At 60.3% G+C, this 23,217-nt stretch carries 20 protein-coding genes; 12 read left to right on the top strand and 8 right to left on the bottom strand.

The annotated features are described in order from the left end of the window. The first annotated feature begins 4 nt into the window (after positions 1–4). Positions 5–1,387 carry a cysteine--tRNA ligase gene (gene cysS / locus J5M72_RS02850; protein WP_169430965.1) on the top strand — a complete coding sequence of 461 codons (1,383 nt, stop codon included), beginning with the start codon at positions 5–7 and terminating at the stop codon, positions 1,385–1,387. Between the two features lie 92 nt (positions 1,388–1,479). Here the strand turns inward: cysS and J5M72_RS02845 are convergent, their stop codons facing one another. After that, the gene (locus J5M72_RS02845) at positions 1,480–2,352 is read right to left on the bottom strand and encodes an undecaprenyl-diphosphate phosphatase (protein ID WP_207863957.1); all 873 of its coding nucleotides are present in this window, start codon (positions 2,350–2,352) and stop codon (positions 1,480–1,482) included. A 244-nt stretch (positions 2,353–2,596) separates the two neighbouring features. Further along, a complete protein-coding gene (locus J5M72_RS02840) occupies positions 2,597–4,444 on the bottom strand; it encodes a sigma-54-dependent Fis family transcriptional regulator (RefSeq protein WP_207863956.1) in 1,848 nt (615 codons plus the stop codon). A 248-nt stretch (positions 4,445–4,692) separates the two neighbouring features. On the opposite strand from J5M72_RS02840, the gene J5M72_RS02835 reads away from it, so the two are divergent. Genes J5M72_RS02835 through J5M72_RS02810 form a run of 6 tightly spaced genes read left to right on the top strand, consistent with a single transcriptional unit; the run spans position 4,693 to position 10,645 of the window. Continuing rightward, positions 4,693–5,787 carry an ABC transporter ATP-binding protein gene (locus J5M72_RS02835; RefSeq protein WP_169430962.1) on the top strand — a complete coding sequence of 365 codons (1,095 nt, stop codon included), beginning with the start codon at positions 4,693–4,695 and terminating at the stop codon, positions 5,785–5,787. Continuing rightward, positions 5,787–6,899: an ABC transporter ATP-binding protein gene (locus J5M72_RS02830; protein ID WP_207863955.1), complete on the top strand. Its 1,113-nt coding sequence runs from the start codon at positions 5,787–5,789 to the stop codon at positions 6,897–6,899. Before J5M72_RS02835 ends, J5M72_RS02830 begins: the two co-directional genes overlap by 1 nt. Then, a complete protein-coding gene (locus J5M72_RS02825; RefSeq protein ID WP_207863954.1) occupies positions 6,896–7,762 on the top strand; it encodes a sugar ABC transporter permease in 867 nt (288 codons plus the stop codon). The genes J5M72_RS02830 and J5M72_RS02825 overlap by 4 nt, the downstream gene beginning before the upstream one ends. A 9-nt stretch (positions 7,763–7,771) precedes the next feature. Next, positions 7,772–8,572: a carbohydrate ABC transporter permease gene (locus J5M72_RS02820; protein ID WP_169430960.1), complete on the top strand. Its 801-nt coding sequence runs from the start codon at positions 7,772–7,774 to the stop codon at positions 8,570–8,572. A gap of 10 nt (positions 8,573–8,582) precedes the next feature. Then, positions 8,583–8,855, top strand: a complete 273-nt coding sequence (locus tag J5M72_RS02815) for a DUF2160 domain-containing protein (RefSeq protein ID WP_039767461.1) — start codon at positions 8,583–8,585, stop codon at positions 8,853–8,855. A gap of 47 nt (positions 8,856–8,902) precedes the next feature. Continuing rightward, on the top strand, positions 8,903–10,645 hold the full coding sequence (locus J5M72_RS02810) for an ABC transporter substrate-binding protein (protein ID WP_169430959.1): 1,743 nt from the start codon (positions 8,903–8,905) through the stop codon (positions 10,643–10,645). Between the two features lie 43 nt (positions 10,646–10,688). Here the strand turns inward: J5M72_RS02810 and J5M72_RS02805 are convergent, their stop codons facing one another. From J5M72_RS02805 to J5M72_RS02785, 6 genes are all read right to left on the bottom strand, one after another. Beyond that, on the bottom strand, positions 10,689–11,567 hold the full coding sequence (locus tag J5M72_RS02805; protein WP_207863953.1) for an alpha/beta fold hydrolase: 879 nt from the start codon (positions 11,565–11,567) through the stop codon (positions 10,689–10,691). Beyond that, entirely contained in the window at positions 11,564–12,514 is a 951-nt protein-coding gene (locus J5M72_RS02800) for a class I SAM-dependent methyltransferase (RefSeq protein ID WP_207863952.1), read from the bottom strand. Before J5M72_RS02800 ends, J5M72_RS02805 begins: the two co-directional genes overlap by 4 nt. Next, positions 12,511–13,734 (bottom strand): YcaO-like family protein, encoded by a 1,224-nt coding sequence (locus tag J5M72_RS02795; RefSeq protein WP_207863951.1) that lies wholly within the window; start codon positions 13,732–13,734, stop codon positions 12,511–12,513. The genes J5M72_RS02800 and J5M72_RS02795 overlap by 4 nt, the downstream gene beginning before the upstream one ends. Positions 13,735–13,784: 50 nt before the next feature. After that, positions 13,785–13,913 (bottom strand): hypothetical protein, encoded by a 129-nt coding sequence (locus J5M72_RS29140; RefSeq protein WP_279382152.1) that lies wholly within the window; start codon positions 13,911–13,913, stop codon positions 13,785–13,787. Positions 13,914–14,296: 383 nt separating this feature from the next. Continuing rightward, positions 14,297–15,703: a heavy metal sensor histidine kinase gene (locus J5M72_RS02790; protein WP_207863950.1), complete on the bottom strand. Its 1,407-nt coding sequence runs from the start codon at positions 15,701–15,703 to the stop codon at positions 14,297–14,299. After that, a complete protein-coding gene (locus J5M72_RS02785; RefSeq protein ID WP_169430954.1) occupies positions 15,700–16,374 on the bottom strand; it encodes a heavy metal response regulator transcription factor in 675 nt (224 codons plus the stop codon). The genes J5M72_RS02790 and J5M72_RS02785 overlap by 4 nt, the downstream gene beginning before the upstream one ends. A gap of 409 nt (positions 16,375–16,783) precedes the next feature. Between J5M72_RS02785 and J5M72_RS02780 the strand changes: the two genes are divergently transcribed. From J5M72_RS02780 to J5M72_RS02760, 5 genes are all read left to right on the top strand, one after another. After that, positions 16,784–18,031: a TolC family protein gene (locus tag J5M72_RS02780; RefSeq protein WP_207863949.1), complete on the top strand. Its 1,248-nt coding sequence runs from the start codon at positions 16,784–16,786 to the stop codon at positions 18,029–18,031. A gap of 49 nt (positions 18,032–18,080) precedes the next feature. Further along, positions 18,081–19,274, top strand: a complete 1,194-nt coding sequence (locus tag J5M72_RS02775) for an efflux RND transporter periplasmic adaptor subunit (RefSeq protein WP_207863948.1) — start codon at positions 18,081–18,083, stop codon at positions 19,272–19,274. A 15-nt stretch (positions 19,275–19,289) separates the two neighbouring features. Continuing rightward, entirely contained in the window at positions 19,290–22,442 is a 3,153-nt protein-coding gene (locus J5M72_RS02770; protein ID WP_207863947.1) for a CusA/CzcA family heavy metal efflux RND transporter, read from the top strand. A 134-nt stretch (positions 22,443–22,576) separates the two neighbouring features. Then, entirely contained in the window at positions 22,577–22,777 is a 201-nt protein-coding gene (locus J5M72_RS02765; RefSeq protein ID WP_041475587.1) for a co-regulatory protein PtrA N-terminal domain-containing protein, read from the top strand. A 78-nt stretch (positions 22,778–22,855) separates the two neighbouring features. Beyond that, positions 22,856–23,188 carry a DUF2790 domain-containing protein gene (locus J5M72_RS02760; RefSeq protein WP_169430949.1) on the top strand — a complete coding sequence of 111 codons (333 nt, stop codon included), beginning with the start codon at positions 22,856–22,858 and terminating at the stop codon, positions 23,186–23,188. Positions 23,189–23,217: the final 29 nt, after the last annotated feature.

Genomic DNA, 23,217 nt, shown 5'->3' with positions numbered 1-23,217 from the left:
CACCGTGCTTACGATCTACAACACGCTCACCAAGAGCAAAGAAGTCTTCAAGCCGCTGGATGGCAACAAGGTGCGCATGTACGTCTGCGGGATGACCGTGTACGACTACTGCCACCTGGGCCACGGCCGCAGCATGGTCGCGTTCGACCTGGTGACCCGCTGGTTGCGGTTCAGCGGTTATGACCTGACCTATGTGCGCAACATCACCGACATCGACGACAAGATCATCAACCGGGCCAACGAGAACGGCGAGTCGTTCGAAGCGTTGACCGAGCGCATGATCGCGGCGATGCACGAAGACGAAGCGCGCCTGAACATCAAGAAGCCGGACATGGAGCCGCGCGCCACGGATCACATCCCTGGCATGCACGCGATGATCCAGACCCTGATCGACAAGGGTTACGCCTACGCCCCGGGCAATGGCGACGTGTACTACCGCGTCGGCAAGTTCATGGGCTACGGCAAGTTGTCGCGCAAGAAGATCGAAGACCTGCGCATCGGTGCGCGGATCGAGGTCGACGAAGCCAAGGAAGATCCGCTGGACTTCGTGCTGTGGAAAGGCGTCAAGCCGGGCGAGCCGAGCTGGGAATCGCCGTGGGGCGCCGGGCGTCCGGGCTGGCACATCGAGTGCTCGGTGATGTCGACCTGCTGCCTCGGTGAGACGTTCGACATTCATGGCGGCGGCAGCGATCTCGAGTTCCCGCACCACGAAAACGAAATCGCCCAGAGCGAAGCGGCCACCGGCAAGACCTACGCCAACGCGTGGATGCATTGCGGCATGATTCGTATCAATGGCGAGAAGATGTCCAAGTCCTTGAACAACTTCTTCACCATTCGCGACGTGCTCGACAAGTACCACCCGGAAGTCGTGCGGTACCTGCTGGTGTCGAGCCACTACCGCAGCGCGATCAACTACTCGGAAGACAATCTCAAGGACGCCAAGGGCGCCCTGGAGCGTTTCTACCACGCGTTGAAAGGCCTGCCGAACGTGGCGCCGGCTGGCGGCGAAGCGTTCGTCGAGCGTTTCACCACGGTGATGAACGACGACTTCGGCACGCCGGAAGCCTGCGCGGTGCTGTTCGAGATGGTCCGCGAGATCAACCGTCTGCGCGAGAGCGACCTCGAGGCAGCGGCGGGTCTGGCGGCGCGCCTGAAAGAACTGGCCAGCGTGCTGGGTGTGTTGCAGCTCGAAGCCGATGACTTCCTGCAGGCCGGCGCCGCAGGGCGTGTCGATGCCGCCGAGGTCGAGGCGCTGATCGCTGCGCGTCTGGCGGCACGTGCCGGCAAGGACTGGGCCGAATCCGATCGCATCCGCGACCAGCTCACCGCCATGGGTGTGGTGCTGGAAGACGGCAAGGGCGGCACGACCTGGCGTCTGGCTGACTGATCCGCTCGGCATGTTTGTTCCCACGCTCAGCGTGGGAATGTTTCAAGAAAACAAAACCCGCCCAGTGCGGGTTTTGTTTTTTGCGGCGGGCCTCAGCTCAAGAGCCCGGTGCTGACCGCGACGATCAGGAAAATCCCGAGTACAGCGCGGTAAATCACGAAAGGCCAGGTGGAGAACTTCTCCAGAAAGCGCATCAGGCCCCAGATCGCGAAAAACGCCGAGATACTGGCAATCACCAGACCGAAAATCAGGTGCGCCCAGGCTTGCGCCGGCAGTTGTGCATGGAACAACACCCACAACTCCTTCAAACCCGCCAGCGCGATGGCCGGCAATCCGAGCAGGAAGGAGAAGCGCGCGGCTTCTTCACGTTTGAAATTAAGGAATAGCGCCGCCGTCAGCGTCGACCCGGAGCGCGAAACGCCCGGAATCAGTGCCCCGATCTGAGCAATACCCACGATCAGCGCATCGCGCAGACGCATTTCGCCAACGGTGCGGCGGTGGCGGCACGTAAGTTCAGCGATGGCCAGCAATGCCGCCATCACCACGCAGGAAATCCCGATCACCATCAAGCCGCGCAACGGCGAGTTGCAGGCGTTGAGCGTCGAGGACAAGGCGATGCCGGCAATACCGATGGGGATGGTCGCCAGCACGATGGCCACCGCAAGGACGAACCACTGATTGTTGAAATCCCGTTGTCGCACCGCCGCCAGACTGCCCGTCGCGACCTGTCTGACGTCCCGCCAGAAATAACTCACCACCGCGGCCAGTGCGGCCAGTTGCATGGCGGCGGAAAACGCCGAGCCGGGATCCGGCCAGCCGAGCAGGGCCGGGACGATGCGCATGTGGGCGGTGGAAGAAACGGGCAATAACTCGGTGATGCCTTGAATGATGCCGAGGATGCCGATTTGCAGGTAATCGAGAGAAGCAAAGCCGGTATCAAGGCCGGTGGTGCAGATGTTGGTCAAAGAGCTTGTCCTGTGAGGGGCAGGAGGAGGGAGGTGTCTGGATCAAAGGTGCGCAGCGAAAATCTGAAACATTTCGTCACAGTCTGGTCGGTGTGGTCAATGGGTGGGCTTGATGGTTGTTGATGGCCACACTGGCGTCATCGCGAGCAGGCTCGCTCCCACAGGGGATTCGTGTCGTAGACAAAACCGCAGATGACGAAAATTTAATGTGGGAGCGACGATTTGACGTGCCTTCGGGCGACGATCACTCAGCCTGACGCAAGCGCTTGTAGAGCGTATTGCGACTGACCCCCAACCGCCGCGCCAGATGAGAAATATTGCCCCCGGCCGCCTGCAGTTCCCGATTCAACGCCTCGCTGTCATTCAGATCGATCCCCAACGGTTCTGGCATTTCCAGCGGCTCCATCTCCAGATCGACAAAGAAATCATCCGGCAGATGCTCAGGTCTTACCGGTTGCTCTTCGGCCATGGCCAGCGCGACCTGCATCACGCTACTGACCTGGCGCAGATTCCCCGGCCACGGATGACGATCGAACAACTCCAGCACTTCGCGACTCAATCCCGCCCATTGCGTCGGTTCGCGATGCTGTTCCCACAAGCGTTTGAACAGCGCTTGCTTGTCACTGCGCTCGCGCAGCGGTGGCAATTCAAGGGTCAAACCGCCGATGCGGTAATACAAATCCTCGCGGAATCGCCCCAGTTGCACCTGTTCCCTGAGCGAGCGGTTGGTAGCGGAGATGATCCGCAGATCCACCGGGAACAACTCACTGCTGCCCACCGGTTGCACACAGCGTTCCTGCAGTACCCGCAGCAATCGGGCCTGAGTCGGCAGCGGCATGTCGCCGATTTCATCGAGAAACAGCGTGCCTTTGTCGGCCTTGCGGATCAGGCCGATACTGCCTTTCTGGTTGGCGCCGGTGAACGCACCTTTCTCGTAGCCGAACAGCTCGGACTCCACCAGTTCGGCGGGAATCGCCGCGCAGTTGACGGCGATGAACGCTTGTTTGCTGCGAGAGCTGGCCTGGTGCAGGGCCTTGACGAACACTTCCTTGCCGACCCCGGTTTCCCCGTGAATCAGCAGCGGAATGTCCTTTTCCAGCAGACGTTCGGCCTGGCGCACGGCTTTTTCCACGCGGCTGTCGCCGAAGTGCAGACTGCTCAGACTGATGGCCGTGGAGGTCGTAACTTGCGGTTCGGTGACTTTGGCTTCAGCAAACACCCGCGCCTGAATGGGCGCCTGTTTAGGTCGTTTCAACAGACACTGGAAACGATTGCGCCCGGAGGTCTGCAAGGCAAACGGCAAACCGTCCGGCTGATTGATCAACTCCAGCAATGACACCTTGAACAGGCTCTCGACACTCACCCGCGACAGTCGCACGCCCAACAGATTGTCGGCCCGGCGGTTGGCCGACAGCACCTGGCCGCTCTCATCGAAAATCAGCAAACCGGCCCATTGACTGTCGAGGTTGTTCAACCCGGTGTTGAAGGTCAGTTGGAAGTGCTGGCCATGGAACAGGTTGAGGATCAGCCGGTTTTCCACGGTCTGGCTCATCATCTTGACCATGCCGAGGGTGTGCGAGGGCGGCAGGTAGCTGTCGCTGGACACATCGAGTACGGCGATGACTTTGCGCTCGGCGTTGAAGATCGGTGCGGCGGAGCCGGTCATGAAACGGTTGGCCTTGAGGAAATGCTCATCGTGCTCGATGTGCACTGCCTGTTCGCAGGCCAGCGCTGTGCCGATTGCATTGGTGCCGCTGGCGTGTTCCATCCAGCTTGCCCCGGCCTGGAAGCCGCGCGCCAGGTTCGGCTCGATAAAGCGTTGGGTGCCCCAGGACGTCAGGACCTGGCCCTGATTGTCGGCCAGCATGATCAGGCAGTTGGAATTGCTCAGGATGTTTTCGTAGTACGGCAGCACTTCCTGATGGGTGGTCTGCACCAGCGAATGGTGACTGTCGAGCAACTGCGCAATGCCGGAGGCGGGCAACTGGTCGAACGCCGGAGCACTTTGATGCTTGAGACCGAAGGCGCGGCAACGGGACCAGGAGTCCTGAACGATGGCCTCGTGAGAAAGCGGCGGGACAGGTGCGGCCATGACAGTCAGCCTCTGAAAGCAGCGTTTTTATTATTGTTATGAGGCCCGTCGGGACCTGAAAGCATCGATAGAGTGTTGTTCACTATTGTTCATTGTCAATCGTTGAACTGTTCAAATGTGTTCAGCAATGAAGGTGGTTTGCCCGTGTTTTCGGCGATTTTCGCGGCGAATCAACGGCTTGGGATTTCTGGCACGAATGTCGCTCTACTGCACACGTCGCTTGACTCCAATAATAAAAAGGCCGAGCCATGTCACTCACCCTGGAGCACGTCAGCCGCATCGTCGAGGGCCAGACCTGGATCGACGATGCGAACCTGAAATTCGAAGCCGGATCCTTCAACGTCCTGCTCGGACGGACGCTGTCGGGCAAGACCAGCCTCATGCGTTTGATGGCCGGTCTGGACAAGCCCGACAGCGGTCGCATTCTGATGAACGGCGTCGACGTCACCCAGCGTCCGGTGCGTCTGCGCAACGTGTCGATGGTCTATCAGCAGTTCATCAATTACCCGACCATGACGGTGTTCGAAAACATCGCCTCGCCGTTGCGTCAGGCCGGGATCTCCAACGAGCAGATCCAGAGCAAGGTGCAGGAAACCGCGAAGATGCTGCGCATCGAGAAATTCCTGAAGCGCTATCCGCTGGAACTGTCTGGCGGCCAGCAACAGCGCACAGCCATGGCCCGGGCGCTGGTCAAGGATGCCGAACTGATCCTGTTCGACGAGCCGCTGGTCAACCTCGATTACAAACTGCGCGAAGAATTACGCCAGGAAATGCGCGAGCTGTTCAAGGCGCGCCACACCATCGCCATCTACGCCACCACCGAACCCAACGAAGCGCTGGCGCTGGGCGGCACCACCACCATTCTTCATGAAGGCCGGGTGATCCAGAGCGGCCCGTCGACCGAGGTCTATCACCAGCCGCAAACGGTGCTGGCGGCCGAATTGTTCTCCGAGCCGCCGATCAACCTGATGCCGGGGCGTATTGCGGGCAACGAAGTGAGCTTTGCCAATTTCGTGCACTTCCCGTTGAACGTCGATCTGCGGCCGGTGGGCGAGGGCGAGTTCCGTTTCGGTGTGCGTCCGAGCCACATCTCACTGGTCCCGAGCAACGACGATGACCTCGAATTGGCCGTGACCGTCGAGGTGGCGGAAATCAGCGGTTCGGAAACTTTCCTGCATGTGCGCAACGAGCATTTCCTGCTGGTGCTGCACTTGCCCGGCGTTCACGAATACGACGTCGATGCGCCGATCCGCATCTACATCCCGACCCATAAACTGTTTGTGTTCGATGCGCAGGGCCGTCTGGTGCAGGCACCGGGCCGGCGCGTCGCGAGGGTTGCCTGATGGCCGAAATCCGTTTGCAACACCTCGCCCACAGTTACAGCAAGAGCCCGAGCGGGGCGGAAGACTACGCGATCCGCGAAATGGACCACATCTGGGAGCAGGGCGGCGCCTATGCCTTGCTCGGGCCGTCGGGTTGCGGCAAGTCGACCTTGCTCAACATCATTTCCGGCTTGCTCAGCCCGTCTCAGGGTCATGTGTTGTTCGACGGCAAAGCGGTCAACGACCTGACTCCGGAGAAACGCAACATCGCCCAGGTTTTCCAGTTTCCTGTGGTCTACGACACCATGACGGTGTTCGACAATCTGGCCTTCCCGCTGCGTAATCAGGGCATGGCCGAGGCGAAAGTCCACAGCAAGGTGCAGGAAATCGCCGAAGTCCTTGACCTGCAAAACCTGTTGAGCAAAAAGGCACGCAACCTCACCGCCGACGAAAAACAGAAAGTTTCCATGGGCCGTGGTCTGGTGCGCGACGACGTCTCGGCGATCCTGTTCGACGAGCCGCTGACGGTGATCGACCCGCACCTGAAATGGAAACTGCGGCGCAAGCTCAAGCAGATTCACGAGCAGTTCAACATCACCATGGTCTACGTCACCCACGATCAACTGGAGGCCTCGACCTTCGCCGACAAGATCGCGGTGATGTACGGCGGCCAGATCGTCCAGTTCGGCACGCCACGGGAATTGTTCGAGCGGCCGAGTCATACCTTTGTCGGTTATTTCATCGGCAGTCCGGGGATGAACCTGATCGAGGTGCAGCCGCAACCGGGCGGGGTCGGTTTCAACTCGACCCACCTGCCGCTTTCCGACGCCTTGCAGCGCCATATCGAACACGGACAGTGGAAAAACCTGAAGGTCGGCATCCGCCCCGAGTTCATTCATGTGTGGGACGAGCCGTTTGATGACGCGATGCAGGCGCGGGTCGTACACGTCGAAGACCTTGGCACCTACAAGATCATGACCCTGGATCTGGACGGCGCACCGCTGAAGGTGCGTCTGGCCGAAGACAAACCGGTGCCGCAGGGCACGGCGTACATCAGTTTCCCGGCGCAGTGGCTGATGGTCTACGCCGACGAATTTCTGCTGGATGCCACCGAAAGCGAGGTACAGCCATGAACAAGGTGCAGAACAACAAGGCCTGGTGGCTGGTGTTGCCGGTGTTTCTGCTGGTGGCCTTCAGTGCGGTGATCCCGATGATGACCGTGGTCAATTATTCGGTGCAGGACATCTTCGACCAGTCGAGCCGCTACTTCGTCGGTGCCGACTGGTACAAGCAGGTGCTGCTCGATCCGCGTCTGCACGATTCGTTGCTGCGCCAGTTCATCTATTCGGCGTGCGTGCTGCTGATCGAAATCCTACTCGGGATCGCCATTGCCCTGACCATGCCGACCAAGGGCCGCTGGTCGTCGGTGGTGTTGATCGTGCTGGCGATTCCGTTGCTGATTCCCTGGAACGTGGTCGGCACCATCTGGCAGATCTTCGGCCGTGCCGACATCGGTCTGCTCGGTTCGAGCCTCAACGCCATGGGCATCAGCTACAACTATGCGGCCAACACCATGGACGCCTGGGTCACGGTTCTGGTGATGGATGTGTGGCACTGGACCTCGCTGGTGGCGCTGCTGTGTTTCTCGGGGTTGCGGGCGATTCCCGATGTGTATTACCAGGCGGCGCGGATTGATCGGGCCTCGGCCTGGGCGGTGTTCCGTCACATTCAATTGCCCAAGCTGAAAAGCGTGCTGCTGATCGCGGTGATGCTGCGCTTCATGGACAGCTTCATGATCTACACCGAGCCCTTCGTGCTCACTGGCGGCGGACCGGGCAATGCCACGACCTTCTTGAGTCAGACCTTGACCCAGATGGCTGTAGGCCAATTCGACCTGGGGCCGGCGGCAGCCTTTTCGCTGGTGTACTTCCTGATCATCCTGCTGGTGTCCTGGCTGTTCTATACCGCCATGACCCACAGCGATGCCAACCGCTGAGGCCCGGCCATGAGCAAAAGAAAGCTTGTTCCACTGCTGCTCTACATCCTGTTCCTGCTGGTGCCGATCTACTGGCTGCTGAACATGTCGTTCAAGAGCAACACCGAAATCCTCGGCGGCCTGACGCTGTTCCCCCAGGATTTCACCTTCCACAACTACAAGGTGATCTTCACCGATCCGAGCTGGTACACCGGTTATCTCAACTCGCTGTACTACGTGAGCCTGAACACGGTGATTTCCCTGAGCGTGGCGTTGCCGGCGGCTTATGCGTTTTCCCGTTATCGCTTTCTCGGCGACAAGCACCTGTTCTTCTGGCTGCTGACCAACCGCATGGCGCCGCCGGCGGTGTTCCTGCTGCCGTTCTTCCAGCTGTATTCGTCGATCGGTCTGTTCGACACCCACATCGCCGTGGCACTGGCGCACTGCCTGTTCAACGTGCCGCTGGCGGTTTGGATTCTCGAAGGGTTCATGTCCGGGGTGCCGAAGGAAATCGACGAAACCGCCTACATCGACGGCTACAGCTTTCCCAAGTTCTTCGTAAAGATCTTCATTCCGCTGATCGGCTCCGGCATCGGGGTGACGGCGTTTTTCTGCTTCATGTTTTCCTGGGTCGAACTGCTGCTGGCGCGCACGCTGACCTCGGTGAACGCCAAGCCGATCGCGGCGGTGATGACGCGCACGGTGTCGGCGTCCGGCATCGACTGGGGCGTGCTGGCCGCGGCGGGGGTGCTGACCATCCTGCCGGGCATGCTGGTGATCTGGTTTGTTCGCAACCACGTGGCCAAGGGCTTTGCCCTGGGCCGGGTCTGAGGAACTGATGATGGAATGGATGAGCTGGACCGTCCCGACGGCGGCGTTTTTCATCGTTATAGGTTTGATCCTGGTGGGCATGACCACCTGGGAACTGCGCTCGCCAAGCATCCTGCGGCGCGGGTTTCTGCCGATTGCCACCACCCGTGGCGATCGCTTGTTCATCGGTCTTCTCGGCAGCGCCTACCTGCATCTGCTGGTCATCGGCGTGACCGACTGGAGCATCTGGGTGGCGTCCGCGTTGTCCCTGGTGTGGCTGTTGGCTGTGATGCGTTGGGGCTAGTCGAATCGCTCGGCAATCTTGCTCCGAAAAACTAACAGGAGGTCTCTATGTTCGACAAAAACAATAAGCTGCGACATAGCATTTCATTGGCAGCCATGCTGGCACTCAGCGGTTTGAGCGCAACCGCCTGGGCCGATGCGTACGAAGACGCGGCAAAAAAATGGATCGGCAGCGAGTTCAAGCCGTCGACCCTGACACCCGAGCAGCAACTTGAAGAACTGAAGTGGTTCATCAAGGCCGCCGAGCCGTTCCGCGGGATGGACATCAAGGTCGTCTCGGAAACCCTGACCACCCACGAATATGAATCCAAGGTGCTGGCCAAGGCCTTCAGCGAAATCACCGGGATCAAGCTGACCCATGACCTGCTGCAGGAAGGCGACGTCGTGGAAAAAATGCAGACGGTGATGCAGTCGGACAAGAACATCTACGACGGCTGGGTCAACGACTCGGACCTGATCGGTACGCACTTTCGCTACGGCAAGACCGAATCGATCACCGACCTGATGGCCAACGAAGGCAAGAACTTCACTTCGCCGACCCTCGACATCAAAGATTTCATCGGCATCTCCTTCACCACTGCGCCGGACGGCAAGATCTATCAATTGCCTGACCAACAGTTCGCCAACCTGTACTGGTTCCGTGCCGACTGGTTCGAACGTGCCGACCTGAAAGCCAAGTTCAAGGAAAAGTATGGCTATGAACTGGGCGTGCCGGTGAACTGGTCGGCCTATGAAGACATCGCCAAATTCTTCAGCGAAGACGTCAAGGAAATCGACGGCAAGCGCATTTACGGGCACATGGACTACGGCAAGAAAGACCCGTCGCTGGGCTGGCGTTTCACTGATGCCTGGTTCTCCATGGCCGGTGGCGGCGACAAGGGCTTGCCCAATGGCTTGCCGGTGGACGAGTGGGGTATCCGCGTCGAGGACTGCCATCCGGTGGGCTCCAGCGTGACCCGCGGCGGCGACACCAACGGCCCGGCGGCGGTGTTCGCTACCACCAAATATGTCGACTGGCTGAAGAAGTACGCGCCACCGGAAGCGGCGGGCATGACCTTCTCCGAGTCCGGCCCCGTACCGTCCCAGGGCAACATCGCCCAGCAGATTTTCTGGTACACCGCGTTCACGGCCGACATGACCAAACCGGGCCTGCCGGTGGTCAACGCCGATGGCACGCCGAAATGGCGCATGGCGCCGTCGCCGCGCGGACCGTACTGGGAAGAGGGCATGAAGTTGGGTTATCAGGACGTGGGTTCCTGGACCTTCATGAAGTCCACGCCTGAGAAACAGAAGCTCGCGGCCTGGCTGTACGCGCAGTTCGTCACCTCGAAAACCGTGTCGCTGAAGAAAACCATTGTCGGCCTGACGCCAATCCGCGAGTCGGACATCAACTCGCAAGCCATGACCGACCTGGCACCGAAACTCGGTGGTCTGGTCGAGTTCTACCGCAGCCCGGCCCGGGTGCAATGGACGCCGACCGGCACCAACGTGCCGGACTATCCACGTCTGGCACAACTGTGGTGGAGCCACATCGCCGAAGCCGCCAGCGGCGACAAGACCCCACAACAGGCGCTGGATGGTCTGGCCAAGGATCAGGACGCGATCATGACCCGTCTCGAGCGCTCCAAGGCCCAAGCGGTGTGCGCCCCGAAAATGAACCCGGAGCGCGACGCGCAATACTGGTTCGACCAACCGGGCGCACCAAAACCGAAACTGGCCAACGAGAAGCCGAAGGGCGAAACCGTGAGCTACAACGAACTGCTCAAGTCGTGGGAGGCGGCGCGCAAGTAAGCGTTTTTGCGGGACGGAACGGCACCTTCGGGTGCCGTTTTTTTCAGCCCTCGATTTCACGTTTCACCGCCCGGCGCACCGCTTTGAGGATGGCGTTTTCAAAGGCGTTGTGCCCGGCGTGCAGCAAACGGCAGTGAATGTCCATCCGTTGCCTGAGCCAGCGCACGCTGGCCATGCCGAAGGTATCGCGGATGCCCTGGATCAGCAGGGTGTTGTCATCGAGGATCAGGTCATGGTCCCGTGGCCGGAAGAAATAGCCTTGGAGGTGGTAATGCAGCTCCAGACGGATCGCGAGCACCGCTTCCTGATCGACAAAACTCTCCAGCGTACCGGGGCAAACCGTCTGCCCCGTACGGCGCAAAAGAGCATTCAACCATTCGATGGCGGCGACGCGCTGTTGCAGTGGACAGCCTTCGCCGAGTATCCGGAAGATGTCCCTGGCGCGATGGCCTGACGCAGTTTGCGGCGATTGCGTCAGCCCCTCATTGAGTGCCCGGTCGTACGCCCGGACATTGGCGGCGAAAGGTACGAACACCGAAACCAGTGTGGTTTTCAGAAGGTGCTGCGGATAGCGCTGCTGGTACTGGATCGCCAGCCAACTGCCCCAGGAAACACCGAGCACACTGATTTTTTCGAAGCCGAAGTGCTGGCGCAGGGCGTCAATGTCTTCGACACAAAGGCCGGTGGTGTTGTCGCGCAGTTCGCCGTAGGGCGTCGAGCGCCCGCATCCGCGCTGATCGAACAGGATGATGTCGAAACGGCGCAGATCGAAGAAGTCCAGATGATGACGGCTGCAGCGCCCGCCGGGACCGCCATGCAGGAAAAACACCGGTTCGCCTCCCGTAATGCCATGGCGTTCCCAATAGAGTTGATGGCCATCGCCGGTCGGGTAATAGCCTCTGCTTTGCAGGGAAAAGGTCATGCTGACAGGACCTTCAGACGATAGAACTGGAACAGTTCGACCTGCCCCGGGCGCGCTGCAACGCTGGACTCCAGTTGCAGGTGATGGGTGGCAGCGAGCCAGGCGACAGGGATCAGCACCGGCGTGTGACCAAAGACGAGGATCGTGCCGCCAGGATTGACGCAGCGGATCAGCGACTCGAATGCGGTTCGGGCTTCTCGGCGGGTCAAGACCTCGGCGTTCAGGAAACGCAGGATCAGCACATCGCAGTGAATCCCGGCATCGAAGGCCTCACTCGCGTCGAGCAAGCGGAACTCGACGGGTGTCCTCCCATGAGCTCGTCGGGCGTGTTCGATCATCGAGGCTGAGCGATCAGTCCCCAGGCACAGACAGTCGGGGAGGGCGCGGGCGACATGGGCGATGAATTCACCCGTGGAGCAGGCCGGGTCGTAAATCAACGCGCCGGTTTTTGTGATCGCCTGGAGCAATCCGGCACAGTGCTCGCGCAAGTGTTGTTCATCGGTGTTCAACTGTTCGGCCAGTGATTCGTTGCATTGCCAGAACTCGGCCGGACAGACTGCTTCCCGGCCTGCTGCGTCAACGATCGGAAACGGAAACAGAATCTCGCTGTCAGCCTGACGTAGTGCTCGTTCGAAGGTTTGCACTTTCTGTTCGACGGAGACCGTCCGATAGCCGATCGACAAACCTTCATCCCCCCACAATGAGTGGAGATGCGGACCCAGCAACATGCAGGGTTCAAGTACGCTGCCGGCCTGCCATCGAAACTGCCGGTCACGTTGCAGGCGTTTGCGGCCAACCCAGACTTCGTCGTGCAACCGCAGGAAAAAAAGGTGGTGCAATCCGTTGCCTGGCGGTTCGAGGTAATGGCCGACGCCACCGTTCTCGTTCAGGTGACGGGGCATGGAACGGGCCAGTGCCAGCTCACGGGTTTGATCGAGTCGGTTCATAGGACTGATCTTTCCAGCGTTCGTCCCCGGGCCTGCGGGATGACAACATTGCCGCTGGAAACAACAAAGAAACGCTCCAGCCCGGGAATCACCACGTTGAGCAGGGTTGTGCCGAACTCGGTTTGCTGCAGGATCGAAGCACCCAGCGTACGACCGTGGTTTTGCAGGTCTTGAGTCAGCAAGTGAAGTTGATCGTCCACCGACAGCTCTTCAATTGAACCGGGCAGTTTCACTTCGTGCTGCGGGCAGCGAAGCAACAGCGTCTGCGGATCGAATTGCGCACAGCGCAGCAGGCGCGGGAAGGGCTGCAGGTTGCGCAGTGCATTGGTCAGCGTCTGATGGTATTCGGGCTCGGCGGCGCTCAATTGCAATTGCACCAGTTCACTGAGCGCACGCGATGCAGCGTGACGCGGATCAAGTGAACAGCCACTGCCGTAGACCTGTGGATGAGACCCCGGCTGCGTCGTGAAGGCCAGAAAGGTTCGTGCCTTGAATTCGCTGCTGATATCCACCAGCACGATTTCTCCGCCGATTTCCTGTTCGGCATCGGCCCACAGACGGCCGAGGTCGTCGTGGTCACTGAGACGAGCCACTCTTCGCAGGGGCGGGTGATTCTCGTAATAGAAATGGTTGAGCAGAAACAGCGATACCGCATCGCGCTCGATACATTCGTTGGCGGCATGCAACAACGCCTCGCTGTAAGTGGCGCCAATGGCGGTGCCGCTGTTGCTGGCGTAGCGTCGCACGGCGCTGCAGTCCGCAGTGCCCGGTGACGAAGGCTGACGTGAACCGTTTGGCAAAGTCAGCGCCACCGGATAGGAAAAACGGTCATGCCACGGAGGACAGACATAGGTCCTGCAGATGATGCGCGCGTTTTGCTGACAGGTGAGCCTGTGCACAAGCGAGTCATCGGCAAAGATCGGTGTGTCTTTGAAGTAATGCTCTGTCTCGTGGTGAACCTCGGTCGCGAAGTGTTCATCCGTCCAATAATGCTCAAGCGCTTCATAGAGTGCGCCCAGGTGTGCCTGATCCGCATAACCCTTGCCGCAGCCACGGGCATGACGGTTGTCGCTGCCGTGAAGAATCGCCTCAACGGCAACGACCTTGCTGCCGAGTGTACGGGTTACCGGCGAGAGGCCCAGTCGTGAAAGCTCGGCCTGAATACGTCGCTCTGCCTGATCGGCCGTCAGCTCACGCTCGGCCATCCATGTCTTGTCCATGATGTCTTTCCTGGAAAGTCCGCAGGGGCGCGAGGCCCCTGCGGGTCATGTCACTCGGCGCTCAGTTCCGCCCGTTCTTCTTCGGTCAGTTGCAGTGCTTCAATCTGCTCCGCCGAGGGCGTTTCCTGCTCTTCAAGTTCATCGATAGGGTTTGCGTTCCAGCTGCCCATGTAGCCCATGAGGTTTCTCCTTGGTTATTGTTTGAGTGTGCTGTTGCAAGCACGAGTCGAATCTAAGAGCGCAGCGACGGTGGGGTCAAAAATGTCCAGACGTTTCCGTTCGCGGTTTTTAACCGCCCTGAAATACGTACTGATAAATCTTGAAGGGATGCGTCGGGATCACCGAAACGCTTGTTTTAGAGGGGGGCGGCTGAGTGTAAAAAGGCGAACGAAACGATCAGGAACCTACCGTCTGCGAAGTTTTTTCCCTGTCCTTGTCAGACGTTTCATCGTGAGGCTGCCGCAAAGTCCCACCGAAAGATTTACACGGCGCTATGGCGTACTTGTGCGGTGATTTTTCCGACGGAAATTGAGAAAACACCGCACAAATCTGTTTGAGGGTTTTAGTGCTTTTCCGCGAACACGGGGAACACCAGGCTGAATACCGTCATCGCCCCCGGTCGGCTTTGCACCTGCGTGGTGCCCTGATGCAGGGTCATGATCGAGCGCACGATGGCCAGCCCCAGACCGGTGCTGCCCTGCGAGCGGGTGCGACTGCTGTCGACGCGGTAAAAACGGTCGAACAGATGCGGCAAGTGCTGCGCTTCGATGCCTGCGCCGGGATTGCTCACTCGCAGTGCCACCTGTGTCGGCGCCTGTTCAATGAACAGCGAAACGGTTTTGCCGGCGGGGCAGTGGCGCAGGGCATTGGACAGCAGGTTGGAGATCGCCCGCTGGATCATCAAGCGGTCGCCCGAAACCTGAGCACTGCCGACCACCTTCAGATGGATTTGCTTGTCTTGCGCCGGGAGGGAAAACAGATCGGCCACCCGTAACGCCTCGTTTTCCAGCGCAATCGGCTCGAACGACGCGTGTGCCATCGGCTGGCTGGCCTGGGCCAGGAACAACATGTCCGAGACAATCCGCGCTACCCGCTCCAGCTCCTCGGTGCACGACACCAGAACGTCGGTGTATTCCTCGACCGTGCGCTCGCGTGAAAGCGTTACCTGAGCCTTGCCCATCAAATTGTTGATCGGCGTGCGCAGCTCGTGGGCCAGATCATCGGAGAACTGCGACAACTGCTGCACACCGTTGTCCAGGCGATCGAGCATTACGTTGATGCCTTGCGCCAGTTCGCTCAGTTCCTGAGGCATGTTCACCACCGCCAACCGGTGGTCGAGGTCCTGGGTGGTCACCCGGGCCGCCACTTTGCGAAACTCGCGCAGCGGCGCCAGTCCGCGCTGCACCGCGCCCCAGGCGGTCAGGCCGATGAACACCAGCAGCAACGGCAAGGCAATCAGCGTCGAGCGCAGGTAGGCGCTGAGCAACGCCTGATCGTGGGCATTGTCCATCGACAACAGCACCGGCACGTTGCTGCCGTCCTTCAGGCGAATCAGCTTCGAGGCGGTGAGAAATTTCGCACCTTCGGCATCGAAGCTGTCGGTATAGGACAACTGATCGGTCGTCGCCCGCACCGCTTTCAATTCAATCCGTGGGTCCGTCAATCCCGACCCGGACTTGAGCAGCGGCGAGCGCAGGTTGCCCCGGTCATAAATCGTCAGCGTCAGGTTGTCATGCCCCATGACCTGATCGAGCAGAATGTGCGGCTTGCTACTGACTTCATTGGCATCGACGTACAGCGAGAGGCTGTGTTCCACCTGCGCCATCTTCTTTTCCAGGCTGTCCCGGGACAATGCATCGAGCTCATGAGTCAGGGCGAAATACGCAAGGATCGCCAGGAACACCACCAGCAACGCGCCAAGAGTGCTGACGGTCAGACCCAATCGCAGCGACAGGCTGGCGGGCTTCATTCCCGTGCCTCCAGCACATAGCCGACACCGCGCAGGGTGTGGATCAGTTTGCTGTCGAACGGGTCGTCGATCTTCGCCCGCAAGCGGCGGATCGAGACTTCGACCACGTTGGTGTCGCAGTCGAAGTTCATGTCCCATACCAACGAGATGATTTGAGTGCGGGTCAGCACTTCGCCGGACTGGCGCATCAGCAGATGCAGCAGGGCGAATTCCTTGGTGGTGAGGTCGATACGCTGGGTGCCACGAAAGGCCCGGTGACGGCCCGGATCGAGTTCCAGATCGGCGACCTTGAGTACTTGCGGCACCGGGATGTTTTCGCTGCGGCGCATCAAGGTGCGTACCCGCGCCAGCAATTCCGGGAATTCGAACGGCTTGACCAGATAGTCGTCGGCGCCCAGATCCAGGCCCCGGATCTTGTCCGCCAGGCGACCGCGTGCGGTGAGCATCATCACTCGCGTGGAATGGGTGCGGCGCAGTTGCTCCAGCACGCCCCAACCGTCGAGTTCCGGCAGATTCACATCCAGAATGATCAGGTCATAAACCTGTTGTTGCGCCAGGTGCAAACCATCCGCGCCATTAATGGCGTGGTCAACGATATAACCACTTTCGGTCAGGCCCTGATGCAAGTATTCGGCAGCTTTAAGCTCGTCCTCGACGACAAGGATTCGCATGATCTTTCACCACTTTTATTCAATGGATATTTAATTAAGGTGGCCGGGAAAGTTATTGTTTTTGTTGGGGCTTCCGGACGGTTTCAATAACGGGATGGCGTGCAAGGTAAAGGCTGTAGTGGCTACAGAGTCAACGCCTGAGTCCTTTAAAACAGCCATCCGCGACAGCCTGTCGCAGCGAAGTGGTCAATTTTTCATGACTTCCATTTCGGCAAGTGCTGTTCGGCTGATAACTAACGTGCATTTGTTTCGGTGTGTTGCAGCAAAGCCATTCGAACTTCGAATCCTAGAGCAAAACAACTTCGATTAACCGTGGATAACGGATTTGTAATGTTCACGTCACCTTGTCGATAAGTTCAAAACCCTACCGTGGCGCCATCAACGATTCTTGATTGAAGGAAGTCTTCCATTGCCCGGTTTAATTGAACTGACGGCGCGCTCACGCCTGAAAAAAACCGCCAGCGGCCTCTTGTTGCTGGCCTGCACAGGCCTTGCCAGTGCATCGACCCTGACGCTGGATCAGGCGCTGCAAACCGCGTTCGCCGGCAACCCGGAGCTGGCCGCCGCGCAGTGGGAAATCGGCATTGCCGAAGGTGACCGCAAACAGGCCGGGCTGATCCCCAATCCCGAGGTTTCGTGGGAGGCCGAAGACACTCGGCGCCAGTCACGCACCACCACGGTGATGCTCAGCCAGCCGATCGAGCTGGGCGGCAAGCGTGGTGCGCGGATTGATGTGGCGAGTCGTGCGCAGGATGCCGCCGGCATCGAGCTGGAACGCAAGCGCAACGCACTGCGCGCCGACGTGCTTCAAGCGTTCAACGGTGCGCAGACCGCGCAGCAACGTTTGCAACTGGCCCGGCAGTCGCTGCAACTCGCCGAGCACGGTTTGCGCGTGGCGCTGGGACGGATCGAGGCGGGCAAGTCGTCGCCGGTCGAAGGCACTCGGGCGCAAGTGCAGCTTTCGGAAGTGCGCCTGGAATTGAGCCGCGCTGAGCGCGATCAGACCAATGCGTACCAGCAATTGGCCCAGGTCATGGGCGCACCGTTGCCGACGTCGACCACGGTGCAGACCGCGACTCAAAGCCTGCCCAGCGTACCGACGCCCACCCGTTTGCTTGAGCGCCTGAACGAGACGGCGGAGCTGCGCCTGGCCAGGTTGCAGATCGATCAGCGCGAGGCGTCGCTGGGGCTGGAAAAGTCCCAGCGGATACCCGATCTCACCGTCAGCATCGGCAGCCAGTACAGCGAAACCGAGCGCGAGCGGGTCAACGTGGTCGGGCTGTCGATGCCGATTCCGCTGTTCAACCGCAATCAGGGCAATGTGCTGGCGGCGGCGCGGCGTGCCGATCAGGCACGGGACCTGCGCAACGCCACTGAGCTGCGCCTGCGCACGGAAATCCAGACCACGCTGGAGCAGTGGCAGACCGCCAACGGCGAAATCAAGGCGTTCAATCAGACCATCCTGCCCGCCGCGCAACGTGCGGTGGACAGCGCCACTCGCGGTTTCGAAATGGGCAAGTTCGGCTTCCTCGACGTGCTCGACGCCCAGCGCACATTGATCGCCGCTCGCAGCCAATACATCCAGGCGGTGAGTGAGGCGACCGACGCCCGGGTCCGCATCGAACGCATCTTCGGCGACCTCAGCGCCAACCCTTGAATTTCAACCTTCTGATCACTGCGCGACGGTACGGCGCAGAGGAGTTTCCATGGATAAAAAACTGATCGTGGTCGCTGCGGCGACCTTGGCGCTGGGCATTGGCATCGGCTCGATGTGGGGCGGCAATGGGTCTATCGATGCGCATGCCGATGAAGCGGCGGAACACGCCGATCACGCCGAGGAAGGCGCCGCCGCTGACGGCGAGCATGGCGAAGAAGGGCACATCGAATTGACTGCCGAGCAGATCGCGGCGGCGGGGATTCAACTGGCCGCCGCCCAGGCGCAGAACTTCAGCCTCGGTCTGTCATTCCCCGGCGAAGTGCGCTTTGACGAAGACCGCACCGCGCATGTGGTGCCGCGCGTACCGGGCGTGGTCGAGTCAGTGTCGGTCAATCTCGGGCAGTCGGTGAAGAAAGGTCAGTTGCTGGCCGTGATCGCCAGCCAGCAGATCTCCGATCAGCGCAGCGAGCAGGCGGCCGCGCAACGCCGTCTGGCTCTGGCCCGCACGACGTTCGAGCGCGAGAAAAAACTGTGGCAGGACAAGATTTCCGCCGAGCAGGATTTCCTTCAGGCACGTCAGGCCCTGGAAGAAGCCGAAATCGCCGTGAGCAACGCCCGGCAAAAGATCAGTGTGCTCAGCGGCAGTGTGGTCGCCACTGGCGGCAATCGTTATGAACTGCGGGCGCCATTCGATGGCGTGGTGGTGGAAAAACACCTGACGCCGGGGGAGGTGGTCGATGAAACCACGGCGGCGTTCACGCTCTCGGACTTGTCCCGGGTGTGGGTCACGTTCGGCGTTTCGCCCAAGGAGCTGAACAAGGTGCAAGTGGGCAAACCCGTCACCGTCAGTGCGGCGGAACTGAATGCTGATGTGACCGGCACCGTGGCTTACGTCGGCAGCCTGCTCGGCGAACAGACCCGCACCGCGACCGTGCGCGTCACCCTGGAAAACCCGCAAGGCTCATGGCGCCCGGGCCTGTTTGTCACCGCGCTGGTCGCCACCGACAGCCGCCAGGCCAAAGTCGCCGTGCCGGAAACCGCGATCCAGACCGTCGAGGACAAACCCACGGTATTCGTGCGCACCGACGACGGCTTCAAAGCGCAAGCGGTGGAGCTGGGCAGTCGGGCGGCGGGGCAAGTGGAAGTCACCGCCGGGCTGGAGCCGGGCGTGCAAGTCGCCAGCGCCGGCAGCTTCGTCCTCAAATCGGAGCTGGGCAAAGCCTCGGCCGAGCACAGTCATTAATCGCGGAAGACTCCCATGTTCGAACGCCTGATCCAGTTTGCCATCGAGCAGCGCATCATCGTGCTGCTCGCCGTTCTGCTCATGGCCGGCCTCGGCATCGCCAGTTATCAGAAGCTGCCGATCGACGCTGTGCCTGATATCACCAACGTCCAGGTGCAGATCAACACCGGTGCGGCGGGGTTCTCGCCGCTGGAGACCGAGCAGCGCATCACCTTCCCGATTGAAACCGCGATGGCCGGTCTGCCGGCGCTGGAGCAGACCCGCTCGCTGTCGCGCTCGGGGTTGTCCCAGGTCACGGTGATCTTCAAGGACGGCACTGATCTGTTCTTTGCCCGGCAATTGGTCAACGAACGCTTGCAGTCCGCCAAGGAGCAATTGCCCGAAGGTGTGGAAGCGGTGATGGGGCCGATCTCAACAGGACTCGGCGAGATCTTTTTGTGGACGGTCGAGACCAGGGAAGGTGCGCTGAAGGACGACGGCACGCCCTACACGCCGACCGACTTGCGGGTGATTCAGGACTGGATCATCAAGCCGCAACTGCGCAACGTCCCCGGCGTGGCCGAGATCAACACCATCGGCGGTTTTGCCAAGGAATACCAGATCGCGCCCGACCCCAAAAAACTTGCGGCCTACAAGCTGACCCTCAGCGATCTGGTAACGGCGCTGGAGCGTAACAACGCCAACGTCGGCGCCGGCTACATCGAACGCAGCGGCGAGCAATTGCTGATTCGCGCGCCGGGGCAGGTGGCGAGCACCGAGGACATCGCCAATATCGTCATGGCCAATGTCGACGGCACCCCGATCCGCATCAAGAATGTCGCCACCGTGGATATCGGTCGTGAGCTGCGCAGCGGCGCCGCCACGGAAAACGGCCGTGAAGTGGTGCTCGGCACCGTGTTCATGCTGATCGGCGAAAACAGCCGCACGGTTTCCCAGGCAGTCGCCGCCAAGCTCGATCAGATCAACAAATCATTGCCCGACGGCGTGATTGCGGTGCCGGTGTACGACCGCACGCACCTGGTCGACAAGGCCATCGCCACGGTGAAGAAGAACCTCGTTGAGGGCGCGATTCTGGTGATCGCGATTTTGTTTCTGTTTCTCGGCAACATCCGCGCCGCGCTGATCACGGCGATGGTGATTCCGCTGTCGATGCTGTTCACCTTCACCGGCATGTTCAGCAACAAGGTCAGCGCCAACCTGATGAGCCTCGGCGCGCTGGACTTCGGCATCATCGTCGACGGCGCGGTGGTGATCGTCGAAAACACCCTGCGACGGCTGGCCCACGCGCAGCAGCATCACGGGCGCCTGCTGACGCGATCCGAGCGTTTCCATGAAGTGTTTGCGGCGGCAAAAGAGGCGCGGCGACCGCTGATTTTCGGCCAGTTGATCATTATGGTGGTGTACCTGCCGATCTTCGCCTTGAGCGGTGTCGAAGGGAAAATGTTCCACCCGATGGCGTTCACCGTCGTCATCGCACTGCTCGGTGCCATGCTGTTGTCGGTGACGTTTGTACCGGCGGCGATTGCGCTGTTCGTGACCGGCAAGGTCAAGGAAGAAGAGGGCGTGGTGATGCGCGGCGCACGTCGTGTCTATGCACCGGCGCTGGCCTGGGTCATGACCCATCGCACGGTGGCGGTCGGCGCGGCGCTGGGTGTGATCGTGCTCAGTGGCGTGGTCACCAGCCGCATGGGCAGCGAGTTTGTGCCGAGCCTCAGCGAAGGTGATTTTGCCTTGCAGGCATTGCGCGTGCCGGGCACCAGCCTGACGCAATCGGTGGACATGCAGCAGCGTCTGGAAACGCTGATCCTGAATAAAGTACCGGAAGTCGAGCGGGTGTTCGCCCGCACCGGCACCGCCGAAATCGCTTCCGACCCGATGCCGCCGAACATCTCCGACAGCTACGTGATGCTCAAGCCCAAAGAGCAATGGCCGGACCCGGACAAATCCCGGGAAACCCTGATGGCCGAACTGCAACAGGCCGCCGCGACGTTGCCGGGCAGCAACTATGAACTGTCGCAGCCGATCCAGTTGCGCTTCAACGAACTGATCTCCGGCGTGCGCAGCGACGTGGCGGTCAAGGTGTTCGGTGATGACATGGACGTGCTCAACGCCACGGCGGCAAAGATTGCCGCCGCGATGCAGAAGGTCAACGGCGCGTCCGAGGTCAAGGTCGAGCAAACCAGCGGTCTGCCGGTGCTGACCATCAACATCGATCGCGATAAGGCGGCGCGCTACGGGCTCAACGTCGGTGATGTGCAGGACACCATTGCGGTGGCTGTCGGGGGGCAGAAGGCCGGGACAATGTACGAAGGTGATCGCCGGTTCGACATGGTCGTGCGGTTGTCCGACGCGATGCGCAAGGACATCGACGGGCTGTCGGCGCTGCTGATTCCGGTGCCGGCGGCGGGTGATGATGCCTCCAGTCTGATCGGCTTCATTGCGCTCAAGGACGTGGCCAGCCTCGATCTGGTGCTGGGGCCGAATCAGGTCAGCCGCGAGAACGGCAAGCGCCTGGTGATCGTCAGCGCCAACGTGCGTGGGCGTGACATCGGTTCTTTCGTCGCCGAGGCGGGCGAAGTGATCGAGCGTGATGTGCAGGTGCCGGCGGGTTACTGGACCACCTGGGGCGGGCAGTTCGAGCAATTGCAATCGGCGGCCAAGCGCTTGCAGATCGTGGTGCCGGTGGCGTTGCTGCTGGTGTTCGGGTTGCTGTTCATGATGTTCAACAACCTCAAGGACGGCTTGCTGGTGTTCACCGGGATTCCGTTTGCGCTGACCGGCGGGGTCATGGCGTTGTGGCTGCGGGACATTCCCCTGTCGATCTCGGCGGGCGTCGGTTTTATTGCGTTGTCCGGTGTGGCGGTGCTTAACGGGCTGGTGATGATCGCGTTCATTCGTAACTTGCGGGAGGAGGGGCGCTCGCTTGCCGACGCGATCAACGTCGGTGCACTGACACGGTTGCGCCCGGTGTTGATGACGGCGCTGGTGGCGTCCCTGGGCTTCATTCCGATGGCCCTGGCGACCGGCACCGGGGCCGAGGTGCAGCGACCGCTGGCGACGGTGGTGATTGGCGGGATCCTGTCCTCGACCATTCTCACGTTGCTGATCCTGCCGGCGCTGTATCAGATTGCGCACCGTCGGGACGAGGAATCGCCCACCGCGGTCTAGTCACTTTTTGCCTCAACAACAGGCCCGCCCATGCGGGCCTTTTTACATGACGGATATGTAATTTCGGCGCCACCGTCACGAAAGGTTCGGATTGTTACCTTGATCCCGTCAGTGACTTGAATGAGGAATCAACGATGAAACTTGCACAGATTGGCGCGTTTGCCGTGGCTCTGATGATGTCTTCCCTGGTGTTGGCCGAAGGTGGCGGCGACCGCACTTTCGAAAAAATGATGGCTGCCAATGGCCGCTCGATGGAGGTGTTTGCCGCCAAGGAAAAGGCCCGTGATCCGGTCGTTGTGAACGACAAGAAGGACGACAAGACCCAAGACCTGTAAGCGTGCTGCCAGTGAATGAGCCCGTCATCGCGCATCGATGGTGGGCTTTTTTATGAGTTTGTTTTGAGGGAGATGGATATGAAGCTTCTCAAGTGGATGGCGTTCACCGGTGTCATGGCAATGTCTTGGAATGCGCTGGCCGAAGGCGGTGGCGACAGAACGTTCGACCGGGCGCTCAGCGCCAACACCAAAGCCATGGAGCAGTACGCGGCCAGTCAGGGCAAAGCGGCACCGGTGGTCAAGGAATACGAGTACGGAATGAAGCTGGACGTGAAAAAAGTGGTGAGTGTTGTCCGGCCGAAAAATGAATGTGCGGTGGTGCCGGCCGCGATGACTTACGAAGACTCCAAGGGACAGCTCAATACGGTCACCTACAGCGTGATGGGCAACTGTCGTCAGCAGGGGGGATAGCGTCTGTAACGGCTCAAGCGCCCGGTTCA

The sequence above is a fragment of the Pseudomonas sp. 58(2021) genome (assembly GCF_017491585.1).
In the GTDB taxonomy this organism is placed as follows: domain Bacteria; phylum Pseudomonadota; class Gammaproteobacteria; order Pseudomonadales; family Pseudomonadaceae; genus Aquipseudomonas; species Aquipseudomonas fluorescens_BT.
This window is presented reverse-complemented; position numbering and strand designations above follow the sequence as displayed.